The organism is Enterococcus raffinosus, assembly GCF_019175485.1.
Taxonomy (GTDB): Bacteria; Bacillota; Bacilli; order Lactobacillales; family Enterococcaceae; genus Enterococcus_A; species Enterococcus_A raffinosus.
The window spans coordinates 1,692,472-1,716,544 of the sequence record NZ_CP072888.1 but is presented as its reverse complement, the minus strand read 5'-3'; the positions used below and the strand labels follow the sequence as shown (position 1 = coordinate 1,716,544).

The 24,073-nt window shown below is 37.2% G+C and carries 24 protein-coding genes and 1 pseudogene; 24 read left to right on the top strand and 1 reads right to left on the bottom strand.

Annotation, left to right across the window (positions count from 1 at the left end; translation table 11 throughout):
* The first annotated feature begins 82 nt into the window (after positions 1 to 82).
* The 13 genes from rlmD to murC all read left to right on the top strand — a co-directional run bounded on the left by rlmD (position 83) and on the right by murC (position 11,960).
* The gene (rlmD, locus tag J9537_RS08405; RefSeq protein ID WP_218255675.1) at positions 83 to 1,447 is read left to right on the top strand and encodes a 23S rRNA (uracil(1939)-C(5))-methyltransferase RlmD; all 1,365 of its coding nucleotides are present in this window, start codon (positions 83 to 85) and stop codon (positions 1,445 to 1,447) included.
* 2 nt (positions 1,448 to 1,449) lie between these two features.
* Positions 1,450 to 1,578: a hypothetical protein gene (locus tag J9537_RS20790; RefSeq protein ID WP_010744982.1), complete on the top strand. Its 129-nt coding sequence runs from the start codon at positions 1,450 to 1,452 to the stop codon at positions 1,576 to 1,578.
* Positions 1,579 to 1,617: 39 nt separating this feature from the next.
* Positions 1,618 to 2,016: a hypothetical protein gene (locus tag J9537_RS08400; protein WP_218257353.1), complete on the top strand. Its 399-nt coding sequence runs from the start codon at positions 1,618 to 1,620 to the stop codon at positions 2,014 to 2,016.
* Between the two features lie 50 nt (positions 2,017 to 2,066).
* A complete protein-coding gene (locus J9537_RS08395; RefSeq protein WP_218255673.1) occupies positions 2,067 to 2,735 on the top strand; it encodes a 2,3-bisphosphoglycerate-dependent phosphoglycerate mutase in 669 nt (222 codons plus the stop codon).
* 21 nt (positions 2,736 to 2,756) lie between these two features.
* On the top strand, positions 2,757 to 3,362 hold the full coding sequence (locus tag J9537_RS08390; RefSeq protein WP_218255671.1) for an HAD-IA family hydrolase: 606 nt from the start codon (positions 2,757 to 2,759) through the stop codon (positions 3,360 to 3,362).
* A 114-nt stretch (positions 3,363 to 3,476) separates the two neighbouring features.
* Entirely contained in the window at positions 3,477 to 3,860 is a 384-nt protein-coding gene (locus J9537_RS08385; RefSeq protein WP_207109222.1) for a DUF1149 family protein, read from the top strand.
* A gap of 277 nt (positions 3,861 to 4,137) precedes the next feature.
* Positions 4,138 to 5,529, top strand: a complete 1,392-nt coding sequence (locus J9537_RS08380; RefSeq protein ID WP_218255669.1) for an L-cystine transporter — start codon at positions 4,138 to 4,140, stop codon at positions 5,527 to 5,529.
* Positions 5,530 to 5,655: 126 nt separating this feature from the next.
* On the top strand, positions 5,656 to 6,027 hold the full coding sequence (locus tag J9537_RS08375; RefSeq protein WP_218255668.1) for a VOC family protein: 372 nt from the start codon (positions 5,656 to 5,658) through the stop codon (positions 6,025 to 6,027).
* A gap of 31 nt (positions 6,028 to 6,058) precedes the next feature.
* The gene (locus J9537_RS08370) at positions 6,059 to 6,787 is read left to right on the top strand and encodes a metallophosphoesterase family protein (protein ID WP_218255666.1); all 729 of its coding nucleotides are present in this window, start codon (positions 6,059 to 6,061) and stop codon (positions 6,785 to 6,787) included.
* 135 nt (positions 6,788 to 6,922) lie between these two features.
* The gene (locus J9537_RS08365; protein WP_218255664.1) at positions 6,923 to 7,822 is read left to right on the top strand and encodes a DMT family transporter; all 900 of its coding nucleotides are present in this window, start codon (positions 6,923 to 6,925) and stop codon (positions 7,820 to 7,822) included.
* A gap of 79 nt (positions 7,823 to 7,901) precedes the next feature.
* A complete protein-coding gene (locus J9537_RS08360; RefSeq protein ID WP_218255662.1) occupies positions 7,902 to 10,082 on the top strand; it encodes a Tex family protein in 2,181 nt (726 codons plus the stop codon).
* On the top strand, positions 10,075 to 10,524 hold the full coding sequence (locus J9537_RS08355) for a SprT family protein (RefSeq protein ID WP_218255660.1): 450 nt from the start codon (positions 10,075 to 10,077) through the stop codon (positions 10,522 to 10,524). Before J9537_RS08360 ends, J9537_RS08355 begins: the two co-directional genes overlap by 8 nt.
* A 101-nt stretch (positions 10,525 to 10,625) precedes the next feature.
* Positions 10,626 to 11,960, top strand: a complete 1,335-nt coding sequence (murC, locus tag J9537_RS08350) for a UDP-N-acetylmuramate--L-alanine ligase (protein WP_010744971.1) — start codon at positions 10,626 to 10,628, stop codon at positions 11,958 to 11,960.
* A 34-nt stretch (positions 11,961 to 11,994) separates the two neighbouring features.
* Here the strand turns inward: murC and J9537_RS08345 are convergent.
* Positions 11,995 to 12,156, bottom strand: a pseudogene (locus J9537_RS08345) (IS5/IS1182 family transposase); the annotation flags it as partial.
* Positions 12,157 to 12,313: 157 nt separating this feature from the next.
* On the opposite strand from J9537_RS08345, the gene J9537_RS08340 reads away from it, so the two are divergent.
* The 11 genes from J9537_RS08340 to pepT all read left to right on the top strand — a co-directional run bounded on the left by J9537_RS08340 (position 12,314) and on the right by pepT (position 24,059).
* Positions 12,314 to 12,778, top strand: coding sequence for a MaoC family dehydratase (locus J9537_RS08340; protein WP_371086069.1), 465 nt, complete (start codon positions 12,314 to 12,316; stop codon positions 12,776 to 12,778).
* Complete coding sequence (locus J9537_RS08335; RefSeq protein WP_010744969.1) at positions 12,771 to 13,454, top strand: Bax inhibitor-1/YccA family protein; 684 nt, start codon at positions 12,771 to 12,773, stop codon at positions 13,452 to 13,454. The genes J9537_RS08340 and J9537_RS08335 overlap by 8 nt, the downstream gene beginning before the upstream one ends.
* 188 nt (positions 13,455 to 13,642) lie before the next feature.
* Complete coding sequence (gene polA, locus J9537_RS08330) at positions 13,643 to 16,282, top strand: DNA polymerase I (RefSeq protein ID WP_218255658.1); 2,640 nt, start codon at positions 13,643 to 13,645, stop codon at positions 16,280 to 16,282.
* A gap of 246 nt (positions 16,283 to 16,528) precedes the next feature.
* On the top strand, positions 16,529 to 17,362 hold the full coding sequence (mutM, locus tag J9537_RS08325; protein WP_218255656.1) for a DNA-formamidopyrimidine glycosylase: 834 nt from the start codon (positions 16,529 to 16,531) through the stop codon (positions 17,360 to 17,362).
* A 2-nt stretch (positions 17,363 to 17,364) separates the two neighbouring features.
* Entirely contained in the window at positions 17,365 to 17,964 is a 600-nt protein-coding gene (coaE, locus tag J9537_RS08320; RefSeq protein ID WP_218255654.1) for a dephospho-CoA kinase, read from the top strand.
* Positions 17,965 to 18,150: 186 nt separating this feature from the next.
* Positions 18,151 to 18,624: a transcriptional regulator NrdR gene (nrdR, locus tag J9537_RS08315; protein ID WP_010744965.1), complete on the top strand. Its 474-nt coding sequence runs from the start codon at positions 18,151 to 18,153 to the stop codon at positions 18,622 to 18,624.
* Positions 18,625 to 18,635: 11 nt separating this feature from the next.
* Positions 18,636 to 19,946, top strand: a complete 1,311-nt coding sequence (locus tag J9537_RS08310; RefSeq protein ID WP_218255653.1) for a DnaD domain protein — start codon at positions 18,636 to 18,638, stop codon at positions 19,944 to 19,946.
* A complete protein-coding gene (dnaI, locus tag J9537_RS08305) occupies positions 19,946 to 20,872 on the top strand; it encodes a primosomal protein DnaI (protein ID WP_010744963.1) in 927 nt (308 codons plus the stop codon). The genes J9537_RS08310 and dnaI overlap by 1 nt, the downstream gene beginning before the upstream one ends.
* 118 nt (positions 20,873 to 20,990) lie before the next feature.
* Positions 20,991 to 21,704 (top strand): tRNA (adenine(22)-N(1))-methyltransferase, encoded by a 714-nt coding sequence (locus J9537_RS08300; RefSeq protein ID WP_218255651.1) that lies wholly within the window; start codon positions 20,991 to 20,993, stop codon positions 21,702 to 21,704.
* On the top strand, positions 21,685 to 22,806 hold the full coding sequence (locus tag J9537_RS08295; protein WP_425333169.1) for a Nif3-like dinuclear metal center hexameric protein: 1,122 nt from the start codon (positions 21,685 to 21,687) through the stop codon (positions 22,804 to 22,806). The genes J9537_RS08300 and J9537_RS08295 overlap by 20 nt, the downstream gene beginning before the upstream one ends.
* A 23-nt stretch (positions 22,807 to 22,829) precedes the next feature.
* The gene (pepT, locus tag J9537_RS08290; RefSeq protein WP_218255649.1) at positions 22,830 to 24,059 is read left to right on the top strand and encodes a peptidase T; all 1,230 of its coding nucleotides are present in this window, start codon (positions 22,830 to 22,832) and stop codon (positions 24,057 to 24,059) included.
* Positions 24,060 to 24,073 lie beyond the last annotated feature (14 nt).

Sequence of the window (24,073 nt, the reverse complement as noted above, 5' to 3'; positions counted from 1 at the left end):
TAAAAGTATAAAACTTAGTGTTACCTTGCTTTTTCAAGTAGAATTCATTAGAATAGATAAATCAGCCTTGAAGGAGAATAAAATGACCTCAGTAGAGAAAAACAAAACATATACAGTGACGATCGATGATTTGTCACATGAAGGATTGGGTGTTGCCCACATTGATGGCTATCCGCTATTTATTGAAAATGCTTTGCCAGAAGAAGAGATAAAAATTAAAGCAGTTAAAGTTGGAAAAAAATTTGGCTATGGAAAAGTCATGGAACGATTTAATTCCAATCCTGAACGGCAAGAAGTTAAAGACTTAGATCTTTTAAGAAGCGGTATTGCTCCTTTAAGTCATATGACTTATGAGTACCAACTGCGATTTAAACAGCAGCAAGTTGAAAAAGTTTTGAAGACAATTGCTAAATTACCAGATTTGTCTGTTGCTGCAACCTTGGGAATGGAGCACCCGTTTGAGTATCGTAATAAAGCACAAATTCCCGTTCAAAAAGTTGATAATCAGTTAATGACTGGTTTTTATCGTAAAAATTCACATGACTTGCTTCCAATTGAGGATTACTTGATCCAAGATCCTAAAATTGATCAAGCAATTACGACAGTTCGCGATATCTTACAACGCTTCAAGGTGAAAGCCTATAATGAAAGAGAAAATACAGGTTTTATCCGTCACATCGTTATTCGTCGTGGTCATTATAGCCATGAAATGATGATCATACTTGTTACTAGAGCAGAACGTTTCTTTAAGGGTGGCGAAATTGCTGAAACAATTAAGGCTGAATTACCAGAAGTTGTTTCAGTGATTCAGAATATTAATTCTGAAAAAACAAATGTAATTATGGGGCGAGATGAGAAAATTCTTTATGGTAAAGCAACAATTAATGACACTTTACTAGGGAAGACCTATCAAATTTCTCCTCAATCATTTTACCAGGTAAATACTGAACAAACAGAAGTACTTTATCAGACAGCAATAGAGTTTGCTGATTTGAATTCAGAGGATATCGTTGTAGATGCTTATTGTGGAATAGGAACTATTGGTTTGTCACTAGCGGAAAAAGTCAAGCACGTTTATGGAGTTGAGATAGTGCCTCAAGCAATCGAGGATGCTAAAGCAAATGCAAAAAATAATGGCATAAAAAATGCTAATTACGAGATAGGAAAAGCTGAAAAAATTATGCCTCGTTGGGCTCGTGAAGGCATTGAACCTTCAGTAGTTTTTGTTGATCCACCGAGAAAAGGGTTAGATGAAAAATTCATTGAGGCATCTGTAGTGGTAAATCCTAATAAAATTATTTACATTTCATGTAATCCAGCTACACTTGCCAGAGACTTGAGAAGATACGAGGACCTTGGCTATCGTGCAGTGAAAGTACAGCCGGTGGATTTATTCCCACAAACTCACCACGTTGAATCTGTAACCTTATTGGTAAAGGCGGTGTAATAGTGAATCAAAAAGAGAAAATGTTAGAGCTAATCAAGAAAAAACAAGGTGGCGGACGTTCGAAAAAAATGGAGACACCGAAAAATGATCGAAAGAATATGCGTAAAGGGCCAAAAATTTATAACAAGTAAAGTCATTGAAAGGGGATAATTTCAGTGGGAAACATTTGGATGCAACGATTGACCAAATTTTATCAAAAGTATACACATGTAATGCGTGGACGTTATGGCAGGCTAGATCAAGTGAATAAAGCATTATTGATTTTTTGGGCAGTGATGATGATTTTTGATCGTTGGATTCCATTTTATATTGGTAATATTTTGGCGATAGCAGCTTTCGTAATAGTTTTATATCGTTTTTGTTCGAAAAAAATTTATCCAAGAAGTAATGAAAACCAAAAGTTCATCCAATGGATCGCCCAAATCAAAGATTTTTTCAAGGGTAAAAAGGGAACATATCGTTACTTTAAATGCCCTGAATGTAAACAAAAGATGCGTGCCCCAAAAGGTCGAGGGAAAATCAAAGTGACTTGTAAGACTTGCCATAAGCAATTTATAAAAAAGGTCTAGTTTTTAAAACTAGGCTTTTTCTGATATTCTTACAACGAGAAGGTGAAAAGATGAAACTAATTTTAGTTCGACACGGCGAAAGTGAAGCCAATTTTCAAAATTATTGGACCGGTTGGCTCGATGTGGACTTAACTGAAAAAGGAATTCAACAAGCTAGGGATGCAGGGAATAAAATTAAGCAAGCAGGTTTGACGATTGATTTAGCATATGAGTCTGTACTTAAGCGTTCGATTAAAACGGCCAAGATGATTTTGCAAGAAGCAGGCGCATATTTTGTTCCTGAATATAAAACTTGGCGATTAAATGAGCGACATTATGGTGCATTAGTTGGAAAGAATAAGGAATTGATGACACAGCATTTTGGGGCTGATCAAGTTAAAAAATGGCGAAGAGGGTTTGATGAAGTTCCTCCTTTAACCAAAGATAATCATTTTGATCGTCGATATGATCAATTAGATTCGAGATTAATTCCCAAAGGAGAGAGCCTACATATGACTTCGCGGCGGGTTGTCCCGCTTTGGCAGGACCAGTTAGCACCAAACCTTCTAAATAGAAAAACTATTCTGGTATGTGGACATGGAAATAGTTTGCGAGCCTTGGTACAATTTCTTGAAGAAATTCCGATTGATCAAGTTGACAAAATTGACATTCCTAACGCGACTCCTATGGTTTACACTTTCAATTCACAATTAGAAATTATTAAAAAGGAAATTTTATAAAATTATTTGGAAAGGGTTAGCATGAATTTTATATGGGATTTTGATGGTACGTTATACGATACGTATCCAATTATGTTAATGTCGCTCATGAGAACTTTTGAAGAGTTTGGTATTGAGAAAGATGAAAAAGTTGTTTATAGGAAAATAAAAGAAGAGTCCATTCGTCAAATGATTACTGATTGGCAGTTGCCCACTCCAGAATTTGATGAAAAATATCATGTACTCGAGGCTTTGGACAACAAGGATTCCTATCCTTTTAATGAAACAAAAGAGACCTTGAAAATATTACGAGAAAGAGGCGGGCAACATTTTATTTTGACTCATCGTACTGTTGAATCAACCTGGAACTTGTTGAAGAGAGATGGTTTAGAAACGATGATTACAGATATTATTGGCAGTGATTCAAAGTTTCCAAGAAAACCGGATCCCTCAGCAATTCAGTATTTTATCGAAAAATATCATTTAGATGCTGAAAAAACGGTAATGATCGGGGATCGCAAGTTGGATATTGATGCTGGAAATAATGCAGGAGTTCAGACAGTATTCTTTGATTTGGATTACTTCAAACAGAATATTTGCGCTACTTATTTTATAAATAATTTAAAAGAAATGGTACAAATTTTCTGACCAGAAAGTTATAATTGGGATAAGGAAATAGTTGGAAGAATTGACAATAATAGAAATATTAAAAATTATATTTTAAATCTATTTAATTAAACGTTTATAATGAGGAGGTGCGAAATGGAATTACAACGCGATCAGGAAGTCGTGGAATCATTTAATTACGGACTTCCCCCGAAAGACCAAGTAGTAAAACAAAAATTGCTGATTAATTTCAGTCCGCTAGAAGCTGTGGATCCGGGATATCCAGCCGAAAATAGTATCATGGGTGTACGGATTGAGTTCGTGCTTCCTTTCGAAGAATTTATTATTGGCGGCGTTTTATCTCAGGTTATCCATGTGATTGGACGTCAGGTGAAACAGCAGAATGATTTGACTGAGGCTGAAGCAAACGAGATGATTCGTCCTATCTTAAGATTAATCGAACGAATGGTTTATGAAATCACAGAAATTGCGTTAGATAAGCCTGGGGTTAAAATCAATTTTTCTTCTAACACTATTTAAAATAACTATATATCCTCCATTTGATTTGCGAGCTGTTTCTTTTTTTCAGTGCGTATTCAGAATGGAGGATTTTTAATGAATAAAATTATGAAAGTTTCTTTGTAACAATGCAAATTATAAGACAGATTATTTTATCTGAGTTATAATTTATTAGTCACTAAAATTTAGGAGTAGCGCAGCTATATTTTAGGGTAGTTCGTTGAAGAACGAATACCGGGAACCTTTACTTCCTTTGACAGACTTGTCATTATAGAAAGTTATTTTAAGGAGGAATACAATGACAACTCTGTTCACTGTATTAGTGATCTTAGTGTTCGTTGCGTTGCTTGTAGCTTTCTACCAAATGCAAAGAAGACATGTGAAATTTTCAAATCGTGTATTTGCAGGATTAGGTGCCGGAATTATTTTCGGTGGAGTTTTACAGTTGCTTTTAGGCAATGGTAGCAAAGTCATTTCACAAGCGATGGAATGGATCGGGATCGTTGGTAATGGTTATATTTCATTATTACAAATGCTTGTTATGCCATTAGTATTTATTTCTATCGTCGGTGCCTTTACCAAAATGAAATCAAGCAAAAAGCTTGGTAAAATCAGCGCGAATGTTTTAGTTACTTTATTGGCTACGACAGCGATTGCGGCCTTAATCGGAATTTTGGCGGTTATGGTCTTTGGACTTGATGGTGCCACGTTTACTAAAGGGGCAGCCGAAACTGCTCGTATCAAAGAGTTAGCTGACCGTCAATCTATGGTTCAGAACTTTTCAATTCCGCAACAAATTTTATCCTTTATTCCTACCAATGTTTTTGCTGACTTTGCTGGAACACGTCCAACAAGTACAATTGGTGTGGTAATTTTTGCGGCCTTTGTTGGTATTGCCTTTTTAGGAGTGCGTCGCAAAGCACCGAAGGAAGCAGAATTTTTTGCTAATTTGGTTGAGAGTCTATACAAAATTATTATGCGCATTGTAACCTTGGTATTGCGTTTAACGCCATATGGTGTTTTTGCACTAATGACGAATGTATTAGCTACAAGTGATTTTGAGGCAATTGTTAACTTAGGAAAATTCATTTTAGCCTCATATAGTGCATTGATTGTTGTTCTTTTAGTGCATTCTGTAATTCTATTAGGTGTTAAAGTGAATCCAATCAATTTCTTCAAGAAAGCATTTCCAGCGTTAAGCTTTGCGTTTACATCACGTTCGAGTGCGGGAACTTTACCTATGAATATCGAGACACAAACCAAAGCGTTAGGTGTCGATGAAGCAACCGCAAACTTTGCTGGAAGCTTTGGAATCTCAATTGGGCAAAACGGCTGTGCGGGTGTTTATCCAGCGATGCTTGCCACAATTGTAGCGCCTACAGTAGGTATAAATGTTTTTGACTTAAAATTTATTGTTATGTTAATCGCTATTGTTACGATCAGCTCATTTGGTGTGGCTGGCGTCGGTGGCGGAGCGACATTTGCTTCATTGATCGTGTTAGGTGCCATGAACTTACCCGTTGCAATTGTTGGGTTAGTTATTTCCGTTGAACCGATGATTGATATGGCTCGTACAGCGGTGAATGTGAGTGGAAGTATGGTAGCTGGAGTTGTTACAAGCGAACGCATCCATGAATTGAATCGCGATATTCTACATGATGAGAATGCTTCAATCGAAGTGAACTCTTAATTATTTAAATGGCTTGACTAGCGCGGTCAAGCCTTTTTTGATACACTTTTTTTGATATATACAACTATAATCAGAATACAACACTGTGAATGCCACAAGAGAAAATTGATTAGGGAGCGAAATAATTTGTTTAACGAACAAGTAAAAGTAATTTTATATGCGAATGATGTGAAAAAGGCCAGTTCATTTTGGCAGGGGTTAGGTTTTGTGGAGCTTAGTTTTGAAGAATTAGATGGTTCACAAGTTTCTGAAGTAGCAATGAGTGAAAATAGTACGACTCATTTAGTCATCTATGATCGTGAATTTATTGAAAAAAATGATGATGAAGCAACCGAGCCATCGCCAGCTTTAATTTTTGGTAGTGATGATGTAGTGACGCTATATAAAAAATTACAAGAAGCAGCTGTACAATTAGGAGATTTAGCCCAAATAGGTGAAGAATATGTGTTCAATTTTGTTGATGAAGATGGAAATTACTTTGTGGTGTCAGGAAGATAGTCACGATCCTTAGTGAAAGGAGCGAAGGGAAATGGAGCAAGTTTTCGCGATTGGTGATATACATGGCGAGTACGAGATGTTTCTAAAGATATTAAAGAATTTTCGACCAGATACACAGCGGCTGATATTGATTGGCGATTTAAACGACCGCGGTCCTAAAAGTAAGGATTGCTGGTTTTTAGGAATGGAATTGGTTCAGAAATATCAAGCGATCTATTTGCGAGGAAATCATGAACAATATTTTCTAGAATTTATGGATAATCCAGAGGATTGGTTTCCTAGCTATTTATACAATGGTGGTAAAGAAACAATTGAAAGTTTACTTCACAAAGGTGCTACGGAAGAGTACTCTCCAACAGAAATTGCGATGATGATTCGAAGCCGTTATAAGGAACTATTAGATTTTTTAAAGGAGCGTCCTTTTTATTGTGAGTGGGGGGATTATCTATTCGTTCATGCTGGTGTAGACTTAACCAAAACTTGGCAGGATACTTCTTTACAGGATTTTTTATGGATAAGGGAACCTTTCCATGAAGGAAAGAATAATACAGGGAAGACGATTGTTTTTGGACATACCATTACCCCTATGTTGTATGGAGATATGCAGACTACTGCACTTTGGCGATCGGATGGTAAGATTGGGATTGATGGTGGTGCTGTATTTGGCGGAAGTTTACATGGCGTAGTTTTTGATAGGGATGGCATTGTCCACGATTACGAACTGCCTAATACAAACGGCCCTTGGCAGCCTGATTTTTAATTGTTTAGTGGGATTCATCTTGAATCTCACTTTTTTGTAGATTTTATTGCACAATTATTCACAGAGTGGCATAGTGATTTAGAAGCTTTCGATAGAATTGTTTATGAGAAAAGAAAAACATGAAAGGAGAGCCACATGTCTGATACTGTTAAAGGTCACTTGTCTGCGAGTCTAACTGTCCTTATTTGGGCGTTAACTTTTATTTCTACAAAGATACTATTAAAAGATTTTTTACCAATTGAGATATTATTTATACGTTTTTTAATAGGTTTTATTGTATTGTCTGCTATTTCACGAAAAATACTTCCCTTCAAGGGGTGGCATGAAGAAGGATACTATATAATAGCTGGTTTGTTTGGTGTATTTCTTTATTACTATTTGGAAAATGTAGCTTTGACTTTCACTCTAGCGATGAACGTTGGAATTATCGGCTCGGTTAGTCCTTTTATGACAGCGTTAATTAGTCGATTTATTTTAAAACAAGGAAAGATTCCAAGAGTATTTGTTTTAGGGTTTATTTGCTCCATGATCGGGATAGCTATGATAAGTTTTTCAGGAACATTGAATGTAAATCCAATTGGAGATGGATTAGCATTGATTGCTACAATATGTTGGGCCTCGTACTCCTTGACTATAAAAAAAATCAGCGATTTTGGGTTCAGTACAATTGCTACAACACAGCGAATCTTTTTCTATGGGTTGCTATTCATGATTCCTGTCTTATTCGTCACTCTAGACTCAGTTGATTTTTCTCGCTTTACACAGGTACAGAACGTTGGAAATTTCGTTTTCTTAGGTATCGGTGCGTCTGCCTTATGCTTTGTTACTTGGAATTTTTCAGTGAAAAATCTTGGAGCAGTTCGCGCAACGGTATACATTTATACGATCCCTATGTTGACCACTTTAGCCTCAGTTTTTATTCTAGGAGAAATGTTAACAATGAAAGCATCTATCGGTATTTTACTAACGCTAGCTGGTTTAATTTTATCGGAAATGCCAAATTTTTTATACAAACGGAAAATACATACTGATTAGTGTTTCTTTTAACACAAGAAGCAATCTTAGTGGAAGTGTGATAAAATAAATAGGATTTTGGATGAAATGAGGAATTAAAATGGCAGAAGGTTTAAATCAGGATATTATTCAATTGTTGAATAAGGAATTGACAGAATATCGTCCCCAGCAAATTAAAGTTGTACTTAACTTATTAACCGAAGGCAATACTGTTCCATTTATTGCTCGTTATCGTAAAGAAATGACTGGGACCTTAGATGAAGTTCAGATCCGTGAAATAGAGGAGCGCTACAATTATTTAGAAAATTTGGAAAAGCGTAAGCAAGAAGTTTTGCGCTTAATTGATGAGCAAGGAAAGCTTACTGAGGAACTAGCACAAAAAATTCAGCAGTCTGCAAAGGTACAAAAAGTAGAAGATCTTTATCGTCCATACAAACAAAAACGTCGAACCAAAGCTACAATCGCTAAAGAAAATGGTCTAGAGCCATTAGCAGATTATTTAATGAGTTTTCCGCAATCAGGAGATGTTTATGCGAAGGCTGAGGAATTTATTAGCGAAGCTGTAACAACTCCTGAAGAAGCATTACAGGGTGCGCATGAAATTGTGGCAGAACAAATCAGTGATAACCCAGACTTTAGGACATGGATTCGTACGTTTACAAAAAATAAAGGTGTCTATCAAAGTAAGGTGAAGGATGCTGAAAAAGATGAGAAAGACGTTTACGAGATGTATTATGACTTTGCCGAACCAATCAATAAAATGGTTTCACATCGTGTCTTAGCATCTAATCGTGGCGAAAAGGAAGAGATTCTAAAGGTTTCCATTGTAGTTGAGGAAGAAAAAATATTTGATTATCTGGAACGGCACTTGGTAACAAATAACCGTTCGATTACTGTGGAATTCATTCGTGAGGCGTATAAAGACAGCTACAAACGTTTTATAGGACCTGCGATTGAACGTGAAATTCGAAATGAATTGACTGAAGATGCGGATGAGCAGGCAATCAACATTTTTGGTGAAAATTTACGTAATCTGTTATTGCAGCCGCCATTGAAAGGAAAAGTTGTCTTAGGTTTTGATCCTGCTTATCGAACTGGTTGTAAGTTAGCCGTTGTAGATGAAACAGGCAAAGTGCTAGCAATTGAGGTAATCTATCCCCACAAGCCAGCACCACAAGCAAAACGACAAGCTGCAGGACCTGCTTTTCAGACATTGATTAAAAAATATAACGTAGAAATGGTTGCAATCGGAAATGGTACTGCTAGTCGTGAATCTGAATTATTTGTTGCCGAACAGTTAAAGCAAATTCACCAACAAGTTTTTTATGTGATTGTGAATGAAGCTGGAGCTTCTGTATATTCGGCTAGTGACATCGCCCGAAATGAATTTCCAGATTTACAAGTTGAAGAACGTAGTGCAGTCAGCATTGCTCGTCGGCTGCAAGATCCGTTATCTGAATTAGTAAAGATTGATCCAAAAGCTGTAGGTGTTGGTCAATATCAACATGACGTATCTCAGAAACGGCTATCTGAACGATTAGACTTTGTAGTGGAAACCGCCGTGAACCAAGTGGGTGTGAATGTCAATACAGCGAGTCCCCAGTTGCTGCAATATGCTTCAGGGTTGAATAAGACAACTGCACAAAATATCGTAAACTACCGAGAAGAGAATGGGGCCTTTACTTCTCGTCCTCAACTAAAAAAGGTTCCTCGTTTAGGACCAAAGGCTTATGAACAAGCGATCGGGTTTTTGCGGATACCTGGAGCGAAAAATATTCTGGACACAACAGCCATTCACCCAGAAAGCTATGTAAGTGCAAAAGAAATTTTGGCAATAGCAGGAGTCGATTTAAAGACACTGGGATATGAAGAAGCGACAGAAAAAATTAAAGCTTTAGAGCTGCAACAATTACAAAACGAACTTGAAATTGGAAAAGAAACGATCAAAGATATTATTCAAGCATTGCTTCAGCCTGGACGCGACATGCGTGATGAAATGCCTGCACCATTGTTAAGACAAGATGTATTAACAATGGAAGATTTGAAACCGGGTATGGAACTACAAGGAACAGTTAGAAATGTTATTGATTTTGGTGCTTTTGTAGATATCGGTGTTAAACAAGATGGACTTGTTCATATTTCTAAATTGAGTAAAAAATTCGTTAAACATCCAACAGATGTGGTTTCTGTAGGAGATGTTGTGACTGTTTGGGTCGAATCCGTAGATGTGAAAAAAGGACGTATTAGTCTAACGATGGTGCAAAGTGATAAAAATGACTGATCAAGAATTACAGCTTCTAGTCGAAAAGATTTCTCAAGAATCTTTTCGACGGCCATTTTGCCACAAAGCCACCTTCAATCCTCGCCTAAAAACAAGTGGTGGACGCTATCATTTGAGCAGTCACCATTTGGATTTTAATGAGAAGGTGTTTGAAAAATATGGACAAGAGGAATTAATTAAAGTGATCAAGCATGAGCTTTGTCATTATCATCTGCATTTAGCAGGTCGCGGCTATCAACATAAGGATTTGGAATTTAAGCAATTGTTGAAGAAAACAGGTGGCTCTCGTTATACGCCACCTTTAACAATACTAAAGTATCAAGTATATCAGTGCCAAGCATGTCAAAAAGAAATCAAACGGCGAAGAAAAATCAATACAGAACGATATGTATGTGGAAGCTGTCAAGGAAAATTAAAATTTTTGAAGACAATTGAAGTGTGAGAGTTGCCATACGATACGGAGAATAAAAGATTGCTATTTTTACGAATTTATATGATAATGTGAACCGCAAACAATTTTGTACATATAAGGAAGAGGATTAAATGAATAATAAAGAGACACTTTATCATTTTGTTGGAATCAAGGGTTCAGGTATGAGCTCATTAGCTTTAGTATTGCATGAAAAGGGCTATAATGTACAAGGTTCTGACGTTGAAAAATACTTTTTCACGCAACGTGATTTAGAAAAAGCAGGCATTACGATTCTGCCATTTAGCAAAGACAATATTAAGGAAGGCATGACAATCATTCAAGGAAATGCTTTTCCCGACACACATGAAGAAATCGCTCAAGCAAAAGAATTAGGGCTGGAAATTATCCGTTACCATGACTTTATTGGACAGTTTATCCAACCTTACACTAGTATTGCTGTTACTGGTTCACACGGTAAAACCAGCACAACGGGTTTATTAGCTCATGTATTAAATGGACTAGCACCAACAAGCTATTTGATTGGTGATGGAACCGGACATGGTGTTCCCGACGCGACGTTCTTTGCTTTTGAGGCGTGTGAGTATCAACGACACTTTTTGGCTTATGCGCCAGATTATTCAATTATGACGAATATTGATTTTGATCATCCTGATTATTTCAAGAGTATCGATGATGTGTTCGAAGCTTTCCAAACGTTGGCTTCACAAGTCAAAAAAGGAATTTTTGCTTATGGTGATGATGAATACTTGCGCAAATTAAAAGCGGATGTTCCAATATATTACTATGGCCTATCTGAAAATGATGATATTCAAGCGCGTAATATTGTTCGCACAACGAATGGTTCAGCTTTCGATGTTTACCACAAAGATAAGTTTATTGGTCGTTTTGCGGTACCATCATTTGGAAAACATAATATATTGAATGCTTTATCTGTGATTGCCGTGGCTTACTTTGAAGGTTTAGACATGGATAAGGTGAAAGAGGAAATGTTGACTTTTTCTGGTGTAAAACGTCGATTCACCGAAAAGAAAGTAGCAGACATGATCATTGTTGATGACTACGCACACCATCCTGCTGAAATAAAGGCGACAATTGATGCTGCTCGTCAAAAGTATCCTGAAAAAGAATTAGTTGCTGTTTTTCAACCACACACCTTTACTCGAACAATTGCATTAATGGATGAGTTTGCAGAAGCGCTGGATCGCGCAGACAAGGTTTATTTGTGTGATATCTTCTCATCAGCTCGCGAAACGGCAGGCGATGTGAAGATTGAAGACCTAGGCGACAAAATTCAAAAAGGCGGACAGGTCATCAAAGAAGAAAACATGTCTCCTTTATTAGACCATGAAAATGCTGTGGTAATCTTTATGGGGGCTGGCGATGTCCAGAAATTTGAGCGGGCCTACGAAAATCTTTTGAGCAACACAACACGTAACGTTTTGTAATAAGAAAAGAGTTCTGATATTTTTATCAGAACTCTCAGACTGTAGACAAAAGACGTCTCAAACTCGTAATTCGAGTTTGGGACGTCTTTTTATACATTTCCTTTCGAAATTCAGAGCAAAAAAATAAAGGCTCTTTGTCTTTCCATAGCCACGTGGCCAGCTTCTTCAAATTCATTGCAGCAAACACTAGCATCGTTTTTTAGCACTTGTATTCAGATAATAACCGTGTAGAAAACTTGCTAAAACAATGCTTTAGAAATCTTTATAGTAACGTATGTACAAACTTGTGTTTTACTTTCTTTCTGATAAAATAATTAATAGAACAAATTACGGAGGGAATGAATTTGTATAATATGAAGGCTCGGAAAATAGGCAAAACGATTGACGAAATTGAGGAAGGTGACTCGTTATCGTTAACGGAATCGATCGAAGATAATCAGATTCTTTTATACTTAGGTTTGACAAATGATGCGAATCCTTTGTACATCCAACACGACTACGCGAAAGAAACTGAATATGAGCAACCGCTTGTACCATCAATAATGTTGATGGGAATCATAACAAGTGCGATTTCAAAACATTTACCAGGGCCGGGGTCTCACGTTGTGAATTTCTCGATCAATTTTATTGATCCGGTTTTTCACTATGAAACATTGACCTTTGAGTTTGAAGTAATTAAAGTTGATAAAATGAAAGATGTCGTTACGATTTCTGTTGAAGCGGTAGAATCTGCTGATAACGAAGAGAAACGCATTTTAGATGCGGTGGTCATGGTTAAACCGCCACAAGTACAATTAGGAGATGATATAAGTGAATAATCAAGAAACACGGGTTTACGGATTGAACCGTTTCTATGGGAAAATCTATGCTTTCCTTGCTTTAGGAATTGGGATTAGTGCAGTAATTTCATATATGGCTTTAGGACCATGGATATCACAAGTTAGTAATTTTATTAACAATTTTCCCTTAGGTTTCTGGGGAATTTGGATCGCTGAGATTGCTCTTGTAATATTTCTTGGCGTCAAGGCACAAAAAAATCCAACCTTAGCGATTGGTGGCTTTATTGTATATTCTGCATTGAATGGTCTCACTTTAGCCGTTACATTAGCGATGTATGATATAGGGACAGTTACACAAGCGTTTGTAACTGCATCAGCGACTTTCTTAGTAATGTCGTTAGTAGGCTCTTTTACGAAGCGTGATCTTTCTGGAATCGGACGTGCAGCTTTAAGTTGCCTGCTGGGTATAATCATCGCGATGTTACTCAATGTTTTTGTATTACACAGTGGCGCGGTTGATTTCTTCATTTCTATCTTAATGGTTGTAATTATGTCTGCAATCACAGCTTATGACAATCAGATGATTCGAAAAATTTATCTCGGAACAAATGGCGAAGCAGGAAATGGTGTAGCTGTTTTTATGGCGTTGCAGCTTTACTTAGATTTCATTAATCTGTTTATTTCATTTTTACGAATTTTTGGTAGCAGTAAATAGGGGCGAATGATCGCCTCTTTTTTTGTTTTTAGTTTTGATAGAAGAATCCTGATAAATTTAGCGCATTCTTTTCATTTCATCCAATACTTTGTTAAAATGAAACGTGAAGGTTTAGCGGAATCGTTTAATTGTTGAATATCAGCTTTATTTTGAAAATAAATACCTTAATGGGATTAGGAGTCGAACTTATGAGTGAAAATAAATTATTGTTAGTAGACGGGAACAGTGTAGCTTTCCGAGCTTTTTTTGCCTTGCACAACTCTTTAGAGCGTTTTAAAAATAAAAATGGGTTACATACCAATGCTATCTATGCATTTAATAACATGTTTGAAAATGTAATGGATAAAGAAAAACCAACCCATGTTTTAGTCGCATTTGATGCAGGAAATACAACGTTTCGCACGGCCATGTATTCTGATTACAAAGGGGGACGTTCAAAAACGCCTGGTGAGTTTCGTGAGCAGATGCCGTACTTACGAGAATTATTAGTCGGATTAGGGGTAAAACACTATGAATTAGATAACTATGAGGCAGATGACATTATTGGCACGTTGGCTCATCGTGCGGCAGAAGAAGGCTTTGAGGTGGTTGTATTATCAGGAGATCGTGACTTAACACAATTAGCTACAGATAAAATAAAAGTCGACATTACAGTAAAAGGTGTTAGTGAAATCGAAACATATACTCCTGAGCATGTCGCTGAAAAATATGATGGATTAACACCAAATCAAATTATCGATATGAAGGGACTAGCTGGTGATACCTCTGATAATTACCCAGGTGTTACAAAAGTCGGTGAAAAAACAGCAATCAAATTATTAAAGCAATTTGGTAGTGTTGAAGGTGTATATGAGAACATTGATGAATTAAAGAAGAGTAAAATGAAAGAAAATTTGATCAATGACAAAGAACAAGCTTTTCTTTCAAAAGAATTAGCCACGATCAAGCTGGATGCACCAGTTGATATTTCCATAGAGGAATTGGCTTATCACGGAAAAGATCTAGACAAATTAGTTCCTTTCTTTAAAGAAATGGATTTCAAAGGATTTCTAAGCAAACTAAATGTTGAGGAAGAAGAAGTTGAGTTAGAAGATATTATGTTTGACGTTGTTGATGAATTTACTGAAGATATGTTCAGTCCTGATTCTGCTTTGTATGTTGAAATGTTAGAAGACAATTACCACCTTTCTGATATTGTCGGTATTGCTTGGGGGACGAAGGAAAAAATTTATGTAACAAACGAGCTAGCTTTGTTTGACAGCAGCGTATTTAAAAAATGGTTAGAAACAGCAAACGGAAAGAAAGTATACGATGCAAAACGCACTTATGTTGCGTTAAATCGCTATATTACAAAAACGGAAGGGATCAATTTTGACGTCCTTTTGGCAGCTTATCTATTAGATACCAATGACAATAGTAATGATATTGCAGGAGTGGCTCAATATTACGGCTACACAGAAATTCAAACAGATGAGCAGATTTATGGTAAGGGTGCTAAAAAGGGACTACCAGAAGATGATGAGGTATTTTTTGGACATCTGGCGCGTAAGATTAAAGCTATTCACTTTCTGAACGATAAATTAGAAAATGAATTAGAGGAAAAGAAACAAGACAAATTGTTCTATGAAATGGAATTACCGCTTTCTCGAATTCTTGCTGAAATGGAAATTGCTGGTATTACCGTAGATGCGCAAAGATTACAATCAATGCGTGGTGAGTTCTCAAAACGTCTGCAGGAAATCGAAGAGAAAATTTTTCAAGAAGCAGGTGAAGAGTTTAATATCAACTCACCAAAACAGCTTGGTGTTATCTTGTTTGAAAAAATGCAGCTTCCGATTATTAAGAAAACAAAGACAGGTTATTCAACAGCTGTTGATGTATTGGAGCAACTTCGTGAACAGGCACCAATTGTTGAGCACATTTTGAATTATCGACAAATCGCTAAAATTCAATCGACCTATGTAGAAGGCTTGTTGAAGGTAATCCAAAGCGATAATAAGATCCATACACGCTATATTCAGACCCTTACGCAAACTGGGCGTTTGAGTTCTGTTGATCCTAACTTGCAAAATATCCCCATTCGTTTGGAAGAGGGAAGAAAAATTCGCCAAGCGTTTGTACCTCGAGATGAAAACTGGGTGATCTATTCTTCTGATTATTCTCAGATTGAATTGCGTGTCTTAGCTCATATTTCTGGAGATGAACATCTGAAGCAAGCCTTCCGTGACGGTATGGATATCCATACTAGTACTGCAATGCGTGTTTTTGGTGTGAGTGAAGATGAGGTTACACCAAATATGCGTCGTAATGCTAAGGCTGTTAACTTTGGTATTGTGTATGGTATTTCAGATTATGGATTATCACAGAATTTAGGGATTACGCGTAAAGCGGCTCAGGAATATATCGATACTTATTTTGAGAACTATCCAGATGTGAAACGTTATATGGAGGAAAGTGTACGAGAAGCAAAAGATAAGGGCTATGCAGCTACTTTGTATAATCGTCGGCGTTATCTTCCTGACATTAATGCCCGAAATTTTAATTTGCGATCATTTGCAGAACGTACTGCAATTAATACACCGATTCAAGGAAGTGCGGCGGATATTCTAAAATTAGCGATGATTGAAATGGCTAGACGTTTAGAAGAAGAAAAACTGCAAGCAACGATGCTCCTACAAGTACACGATGAGCTAGTATTCGAGGTCCCTGAAAGTGAATTAGAACAACTTGACAAATTAGTTAAAGAAGTTATGGAAAATACAGTTCAATTAGATGTTCCATTACTGACTGATAGTAATTGGGGAAAAACATGGTACGAGGCAAAATAATGTAAGGCTGGAAGAAATTCCAGCTTTTTGTAGTGTGTCAAATGAATGTGTAGTTTTTTTATAGAAGTCAATACGAACCGGCTAGTCAAGTTTAGAGCAAACTATTTTTCGCTTGATCGGAAAAATGATAACTTAAAGATAAACTTGTTAAATGCTAGCTGAAGGTTTATGAACTTTTTCTTACTAAGAAATAGTAATGTGTTTGAGCGGGTTTGAAAGAAATTATTACTAGTTAGGATGATAGCTATGCCAGAATTACCTGAAGTTGAGACAGTCAGAAAAGGTTTGGTTTCTTTAGTCCAGGGAAAGACTATTGCAAAAATAGATGTTTATTGGCCGCGTATTGTTGAATTTCCGGAAGTAGAAATTTTTCAACAACAATTAATTGGAGAGACTATAGAAACAGTTGAACGTCGTGGAAAATACTTGATTTTTCAATTGACTCATTATGAGATGGTCTCACATTTGCGCATGGAAGGAAAATATGAATATTTTGATCAGCCGACTCCTTTAGATAAGCATAGTCATGTTCGCTTCATTTTTACAGATGGTACTGAACTTGTTTATCATGACGTACGAAAATTCGGACGGATGGCTTTATTGAAAAAAGGAACGGCGAAAGATTATAAAGGATTGACGCAGTTAGGACCGGAACCAACCGATGCAGATTTTAACTTAGTTGATTTCAAAAAACAGCTTAAAAAATCAACCACTATGATTAAGCCTCTATTGTTAAATCAAAAGGTCGTGGCAGGCTTAGGTAATATTTATGTTGATGAAGTTTTATGGTTGGCTAAAATCCATCCTGAACAGCCAGCAAACACATTAAATCCTCAAAATGTTCGTCGCCTACGTGAAGCAATTATTGAAGTGATTGATAAAGCGAAGAAAGCTGGAGGAACGACCATTCGAACCTATTTAAATGCTTTGGGAGAAGCAGGTCACTTCCAGCAAGAGCTGCATGTATACGGTCAGACAGGTAAGCCATGTACACGTTGCGGAACACCAATTATTAAAATCAAGGTTGCTCAAAGAGGAACGCATCTTTGTCCTCATTGTCAGAAATTGAAGAAGGTGTAAAAATGAGTTTTGTCTTAGGAATAACTGGAGGAATTGCCAGCGGAAAATCGACAGTGGTTGATATTTTTAGATCAGAGGGTTTTCCGATTGTGGATGGGGATATTGTGGCTCGGAAAGTGGTTGAATCTGGAACCGAAGGGCTGCTAGCTTTACAACAGGCTTTCGGATCAGCAATTATTGATGAACAGGGCAATTTAAATCGAGAAAAGTTAGGCAAGATGATTTTTCATGATGAAGATAAAAGAGCAAAATTAAATAAAACGCTTGATCCATTTATTCGAAGTGAGATTGAAGCGCAGGTGGAGAAGGCAAAAAAAAACAATCAATTAGTCATTGTTGATGTTCCATTATTGTATGAAGGAAATTATCAAGTTTTGATGGATAAAATAGCGGTTGTCTATGTTACTCCAGAAATTCAATTAAGTCGGCTAATGAAAAGAAATAACCTTCCCAAAGACGAAGCATTAGAACGAATTAGGAGTCAGCTTTCATTGGATGAAAAGAAAAAGAGAGCGGACATTCTTATTGATAATTGTGGTTCCCAAGAAACAACACGTCAACAAGTTATGGATTGGCTAAGAATAAACAAATTTGTTTCTTAAAGAATTCAGCGTCGTAGTATTACGACGCTTTTTTTAGCGCGCTGGTTATGGTAAACTCATGTTATATAAACAAATAAATTTTTTCAATCAACAAAATTTTGTTTTTAAAAAACGATGCAATATAACAAATAGATTTCACGTTTAATCAGTGAATTTAACCAATCATAAGAAAGTGTGGGTGAATTTATGCGTTGTCCAAGATGTAATCATAATAATTCCCGAGTAATTGATAGTCGACAGACTGATGATGGACGAGCGATTCGTCGTCGGAGAGAATGTGAAAGCTGCGGGTTTCGATTTACAACCTTTGAGCGTATTGAAGCGGCTCCTCTGCTAGTTGTTAAGCGTAACGGGGATCGAGAGGAATTTAGCCGTGACAAAATTTTACGAGGCTTAATTCGTTCTGCAGAAAAACGTCCAGTAGCGATGGAGCAGATGGAACAAATTGTCGATCATGTAGAAAATCGTGTGCGCAGCATGGGAGAAAATGAAATTCCAACCAGTCAAATTGGCGAATTTGTCATGGAAGATTTGATGGAAGTTGATGAAATTGCCTATATTCGTTTTGCGAGTGTTTATCGACAGTTTAAAGACATGTCTGTATTTTTAAAGGAATTACAGGAGATCGTTGACAAAGCGAAGTCAACGGATGAAGAGTAGGAGGCATTTTAGTGGCAGAACAACTGAAACCCAGCACCTTTTATACGGTCTATGGTGAGCCACAACTTGATCAAAGTAAACAAGATGCTTTGCTGTATTTATACCAGCCAATTATTGGTAGCTCTGCGTCAAGCTTATACCTGACCTTGATTAGCGATATTATGTTAGATGGGGAAAGTCAAAGCTTGATGCACACCGATTTATTAGCCGCTATTGATACAGGCTTAACAAACTTGATAAAAGCTCGTGAAAAGCTTGAAGGGATCGGTCTATTAGAAACCTTTGAAGTGATGAATGAAGAGATGGGGAGTAGCCTGATATATCAATTGCGCCCACCGCTTGTTCCTGAAAAATTCTTTCAAGACCCATTAATGGCTTACCTATTAATGGATAAAATTGGAAAACACCGATATGAACGTCTAGTCGAACGCTTTAAACCGAAAAACTTTGATACTGAAAATGCCAAAAATATAACAAAAAGATTTAGAGACGTATATCGTTTTGATGAGACTGCTTTTACTAGTCATAGTGATTCTTTAGAGAAAACACAGGAAGTTTTTGAAGATAAATCAGATTTTGATTGGACGTTGTTTACTCAGCAGATAAAACGGTTCAATTTGATTATGACTTTGGATGAGCGAGAGAAGCTACAAACTTTTCAACGACTATATGGATTGAACGAATTGGATTTGGCAGAATATGTTGCTAAAGCAAGTGCCGGTGAAGAAAAAGGGCTGAATTTTAATTACTTGCGTCAACTTATCAACAAAGAGAAACGACCGAATATACCCGCTGAATCGAAAAAAATACCATCAGAAAGTCTAACAACTACCGGAAACTTCTCATCGCAGGAGTTAGAAATTATCACTCAAAGTAAAAAAATTGCTCCGGTTACCTTTCTTCGAGCGATTAAGCGTGAAAAGGGCGGATTCGAAACCAATACGGAAGTTCGATTATTGGAAGAACTAATTGGGCGTAATTTACTACCTAAAAGTGTGATTAACATTATCATTAATTACATTTTAGTCATTCAAAATCAGGCTGTGATTAATGCCAATTATTTAAATGCTATTGCTAATGACTGGGCTCAGAAAAAAATTACCACACCAGAAGAGGCCATCAGTCATGTGCGGAAAAATAATCAGAAATTGGTTCGCAAACCACAAGCTACACGTCCAGCGTACCAAAAACGTAGTGGTCGAAAAGAGGCTTTGCCAGAGCATATTAAGCAGCCGCCGAAAGAGAAGAAGCTAACTCCCGAAAAAGAAGCAGAGTTGAACCGTAAACTAGCGGAATATTTAAGTAAAGAAGGTGACGATTGATGGAAGATGTAGGAAAAGAGTTGAATCGCATCATTAAGAGCCGTGGGGTCGATGGTCGTTACCGCCAAATGATGGAAGAAGTTTTGGCCGATCCGGATGTTCGTCAATTTATTGAAGAGCACAAAGAAAAATTATCGCAAGCAGATATTGAGAAGTCGTTTGCAAAGCTTTATGAGTTTGTTCAAGAAAAGAAAAAGTATTTAGCTTCTGATCCCACGATGATTGCACCAGGTTATGAACCTCAACTAAGTCTAAATTTTCATTTTATTGATGTAACATATGTACCAACCGATGAATTGCTTCGTTTAAAACGTGAAGAAGAGATTCGTAATCGTGTCAATTCATTAGACATGCCGAAGGATATCCGTAAGGCTTCAATACGAAGTTTTGAAGTTACTTCTGGACGAAGTGAGGCATTAGAAGCTTCACTGGATTTCATTAATCAATATGAGTCGAGCCCTAAAATGTTTCATAAAGCATTGTATTTAGTAGGAGATTTCGGAGTTGGCAAAACTTATTTGTTAGGGGCCGTTGCCCATGAACTCGCTGTAAAAGGCTTCGAAACAACACTGCTACATTTTCCAACCTTTGCTGGTGAAATGAAGCAGGCCATTTCCAATGACAGAGTGGGACCAAAGCTTGATGAGGTGAAGAGAGCCCCAATTTTAATGATTGATGATATCGGCGCCGATTCTATGAGTGCATGGATTCGTGACGAAGTTCTAGGAGTAATTTTGCAACATCGTATGCAAGAGCAATTGCCAACCTTCTTTTCTTCTAATTTTAATATGGATCAATTGGAAGAACATTTATCTGTCACGCAGCGGGGAGACGAAGAGCCATTGAAGGCAAAGCGTATCATGGAACGTGTTCGATATTTAAGTAAAGAAATTTGGGTGATTGGCGAAAATCGCCGAAATGGTTAAAAAACGAAAAAATTCTTAGAAAAAGAGAAACGCCCTATTAAAAAGCGCTATCATTTAGCTCTTTTTTAGGGGCGCTTTTTTTAAGGAGTGTTATAATCTATTTTAGGATGTGAAAGTAATGAATGCCAAAGATTTATCGCTTCGATTACAAAAAGCGGCTGAGTTTGTACCTCAAGATGCACGTTTAGCAGATATTGGTTCGGACCATGCTTATTTACCAGTAGCTTTAATGCTTCAAAATAAAATATCTTTTGGGATTGCTGGAGAAGTTGTTGTTGGTCCATACAAATCTGCAAAAAAACAGGTGGCTAAAAATGGCCTAGATAAAAATATCGATGTTCGTCTAGCCGATGGATTGGAAGCAGTAGAATTGGATGATCAGATTAATGCGATCACGATTTGTGGGATGGGTGGCGTATTGATTCGGGACATTTTACAGCGAGGAAAAGAGAAACATCGATTGTCTGGAAAAGAACGTCTTATCCTGCAACCGAATGTCGGTGAAAGACAATTACGCCAATGGCTATTTGACGAGAGCTATCTGATTATCGATGAAGCAATTATCGAAGAAAACAATAAGGTATATGAAATAATTGTAGCTGAAAAAGGAACAGAAAGACCTGAATATTCGGGAAAAGAACTTTTATTCGGTCCTATTTTGCGTAAAGAAAAAAATGCGATTTTTATGAAAAAATGGCAGCACAAGTTGGAAAAAAACGAAAAAATTTTAGCGAGTTTGCGGCAAAGCGATCAGGATGTAGCAGAAAAAATCCAAGAGGTTACGCAAGAAATAGAATGGATCAAGGAGGTACTTGATGATGCAGGGAAGTGAATTTATCCAGCGTTTTAAGCAGTATTGTCCAGAGTGGTTAGCAGAAGATGGAGATCCAGTAGGGCTTCATATAGGTACATTGAATAAGAATGTTGATCGAATTATGATGAGCTTAGATGTACGCCCTGCAGTTGTTGAAGAAGCGATCGCCAAGAAAGTTGACTTATTAATTGTGAAGCATCCACCGATTTTCCGAGCAATTACACGGTTAACGACAGATGATGTACAAACGAAAATGTATGCAGACCTAATCAAGCACGATATTGCTGTTTATGCGGCTCATACAAATATGGACATCATTTCTAATGGTCTGAATGATTGGTTTTGCGAAGGTTTAGAAGTCTTTGATACGGACTACCTTGTCCATACACATACCGTTAAAATGAAAAAGCTTGCTGTCTATATACCTCAATCGGATGCAAAAAAGATGCGTCAAGTATTAGCGGAAGCTGGAGCGGGGATACAAGGAAACTATCATGCTACATCTTTTACATTAAACGGCACGGGACGTTTCACACCAAATGATGACGCGCAACCGACAATTGGTACCGCGAATGTTCCTGAGCAAGTTCAGGAAAGTAAAATAGAAGTAATTTTTCCAGAAACAAGACAAACAGAAATCGTGGCTGCAATGGGAAAAGCCCATCCATATGAAGAACCAGCTTATGATATTTATCAATTGGATAATTTAACTGAAAAATTTGGAATTGGGCGCGTTGGCGAATTAAAAGAAGCACTACCGACAGAAGAGTTTATTCAAAAAGTGAAAAAAGTTTTCAACTTAGAAGGCTTGCGCGTGGTTTATCCCCGTACAGCCAAAGAGAGTATCAAACGAGTAGCTATCTGCGGCGGAAGTGGAGAGAAATTTTATCGTGAGGCCCTAGCTGCGAATGCAGATGTTTATATCACCGGTGATGTTTATTACCATACTGCACACGATATGCAGGAAACAGGTATGTTGGTGATAGATCCAGGGCATTATATTGAGTCGCTCTGCAAAGAAAAGATGGTGACTCTATTTAACCAATGGAAAAATGAAGAAGACTGGGATGTTGAATTTTTAGTATCAGAGACGTCCACAAATCCTTTTTCATTTAAATAAATAGCATTAAAGGAGAGAGTAAGATGTACGAAAATTTATTACCGCGCTTTTTAGATTATGTTAAGACAGAAACTCGTTCTGATGCGACAAGCACCACAACACCCACAACTCAAACACAGGTAGCCTTTGCCCATGAGCTGATGAAAGAATTAGAAAAAATTGGGATGAAGGACATTACTTATAATGAAAATAACGGCTATGTGATCGCTACTTTGCCAAGTAACCTTGACAAGGAAGCACGGACGATTGGCTTTATCTCTCACATGGATACAGCAGATTTCAATGCTGAAGGGGTAAATCCACAAATTGTTGAGAATTATGATGGTGAATCTACTATTAACTTGGATGCAGAAGGAAAATATACACTAAATGTAAAAGATTTTCCTAATTTGAAAAACTATGCCGGCCAGACATTGATTACGACTGACGGATCTACGTTGCTTGGTTCTGATGATAAATCAGGGATCGCTGAAATTATGACTGCGATGGAATATTTAATCAATCATCCAGAAATCAAACATGGGGAAGTTCGTGTTGGTTTTGGTCCTGATGAAGAAATCGGAATTGGTGCAGATAAATTCGACGTTAAAGAATTTAATACAGATTTTGCTTACACAATGGATGGTGGTCCAATTGGTGAATTGCAATATGAAACATTTAGTGCAGCACAAGCTGAAATTACTATGCATGGGAAAAATGTTCACCCAGGAACGGCCAAAAATACAATGATCAACGCTTTACAAATGGCCATTGATTTCCATAATCAATTACCAGAAGGTGACCGTCCTGAAAAAACAGATGGACGTGAAGGATTCTTCCACTTATTGGCCCTTGATGGGAATGTTGAAGAGGCAAAAATGACATACATCATTCGAGATCACGATCGTGAGAAGTTTGAAGAACGCAAGCAAATGATTTTAGAGCTTCAAACAAAAATGAATAGTCAGTTTGATCAAGAACGAGTAGAAATTAACATGTATGATCAATACTATAATATGGGTGAGATAATTGAAAAGGACATGAGCGTTATTGATCTAGCCAAGGGGGCGATGGAAGAAGTTGGTGTAACACCAATTATCGAACCCATTCGAGGCGGAACTGACGGGTCTAAAATTTCTTTCATGGGGATTCCAACACCTAATATCTTTGCTGGTGCTGAAAACATGCATGGACGCTTTGAGTTTGTCTCATTACAAACCATGGAAAAAGCAGTTGACGTGATTGTGAAGATCATAGAAAACAATGCAAAATAGTTTTTTTGAAAAAG

Coding starts and splice junctions, on each gene's coding strand:
- rlmD (WP_218255675.1), top strand. CDS start 83: ATGACCTCAGTAGAGAAAAACAAAACATATACAGTGACGATCGATGAT.
- J9537_RS08400 (WP_218257353.1), top strand. CDS start 1,618: ATGCAACGATTGACCAAATTTTATCAAAAGTATACACATGTAATGCGT.
- J9537_RS08395 (WP_218255673.1), top strand. CDS start 2,067: ATGAAACTAATTTTAGTTCGACACGGCGAAAGTGAAGCCAATTTTCAA.
- J9537_RS08390 (WP_218255671.1), top strand. CDS start 2,757: ATGAATTTTATATGGGATTTTGATGGTACGTTATACGATACGTATCCA.
- J9537_RS08385 (WP_207109222.1), top strand. CDS start 3,477: ATGGAATTACAACGCGATCAGGAAGTCGTGGAATCATTTAATTACGGA.
- J9537_RS08380 (WP_218255669.1), top strand. CDS start 4,138: ATGACAACTCTGTTCACTGTATTAGTGATCTTAGTGTTCGTTGCGTTG.
- J9537_RS08370 (WP_218255666.1), top strand. CDS start 6,059: ATGGAGCAAGTTTTCGCGATTGGTGATATACATGGCGAGTACGAGATG.
- J9537_RS08365 (WP_218255664.1), top strand. CDS start 6,923: ATGTCTGATACTGTTAAAGGTCACTTGTCTGCGAGTCTAACTGTCCTT.
- J9537_RS08360 (WP_218255662.1), top strand. CDS start 7,902: ATGGCAGAAGGTTTAAATCAGGATATTATTCAATTGTTGAATAAGGAA.
- J9537_RS08355 (WP_218255660.1), top strand. CDS start 10,075: ATGACTGATCAAGAATTACAGCTTCTAGTCGAAAAGATTTCTCAAGAA.
- murC (WP_010744971.1), top strand. CDS start 10,626: ATGAATAATAAAGAGACACTTTATCATTTTGTTGGAATCAAGGGTTCA.
- J9537_RS08340 (WP_371086069.1), top strand. CDS start 12,314: ATGAAGGCTCGGAAAATAGGCAAAACGATTGACGAAATTGAGGAAGGT.
- polA (WP_218255658.1), top strand. CDS start 13,643: ATGAGTGAAAATAAATTATTGTTAGTAGACGGGAACAGTGTAGCTTTC.
- mutM (WP_218255656.1), top strand. CDS start 16,529: ATGCCAGAATTACCTGAAGTTGAGACAGTCAGAAAAGGTTTGGTTTCT.
- coaE (WP_218255654.1), top strand. CDS start 17,365: ATGAGTTTTGTCTTAGGAATAACTGGAGGAATTGCCAGCGGAAAATCG.
- nrdR (WP_010744965.1), top strand. CDS start 18,151: ATGCGTTGTCCAAGATGTAATCATAATAATTCCCGAGTAATTGATAGT.
- dnaI (WP_010744963.1), top strand. CDS start 19,946: ATGGAAGATGTAGGAAAAGAGTTGAATCGCATCATTAAGAGCCGTGGG.
- J9537_RS08300 (WP_218255651.1), top strand. CDS start 20,991: ATGAATGCCAAAGATTTATCGCTTCGATTACAAAAAGCGGCTGAGTTT.
- pepT (WP_218255649.1), top strand. CDS start 22,830: ATGTACGAAAATTTATTACCGCGCTTTTTAGATTATGTTAAGACAGAA.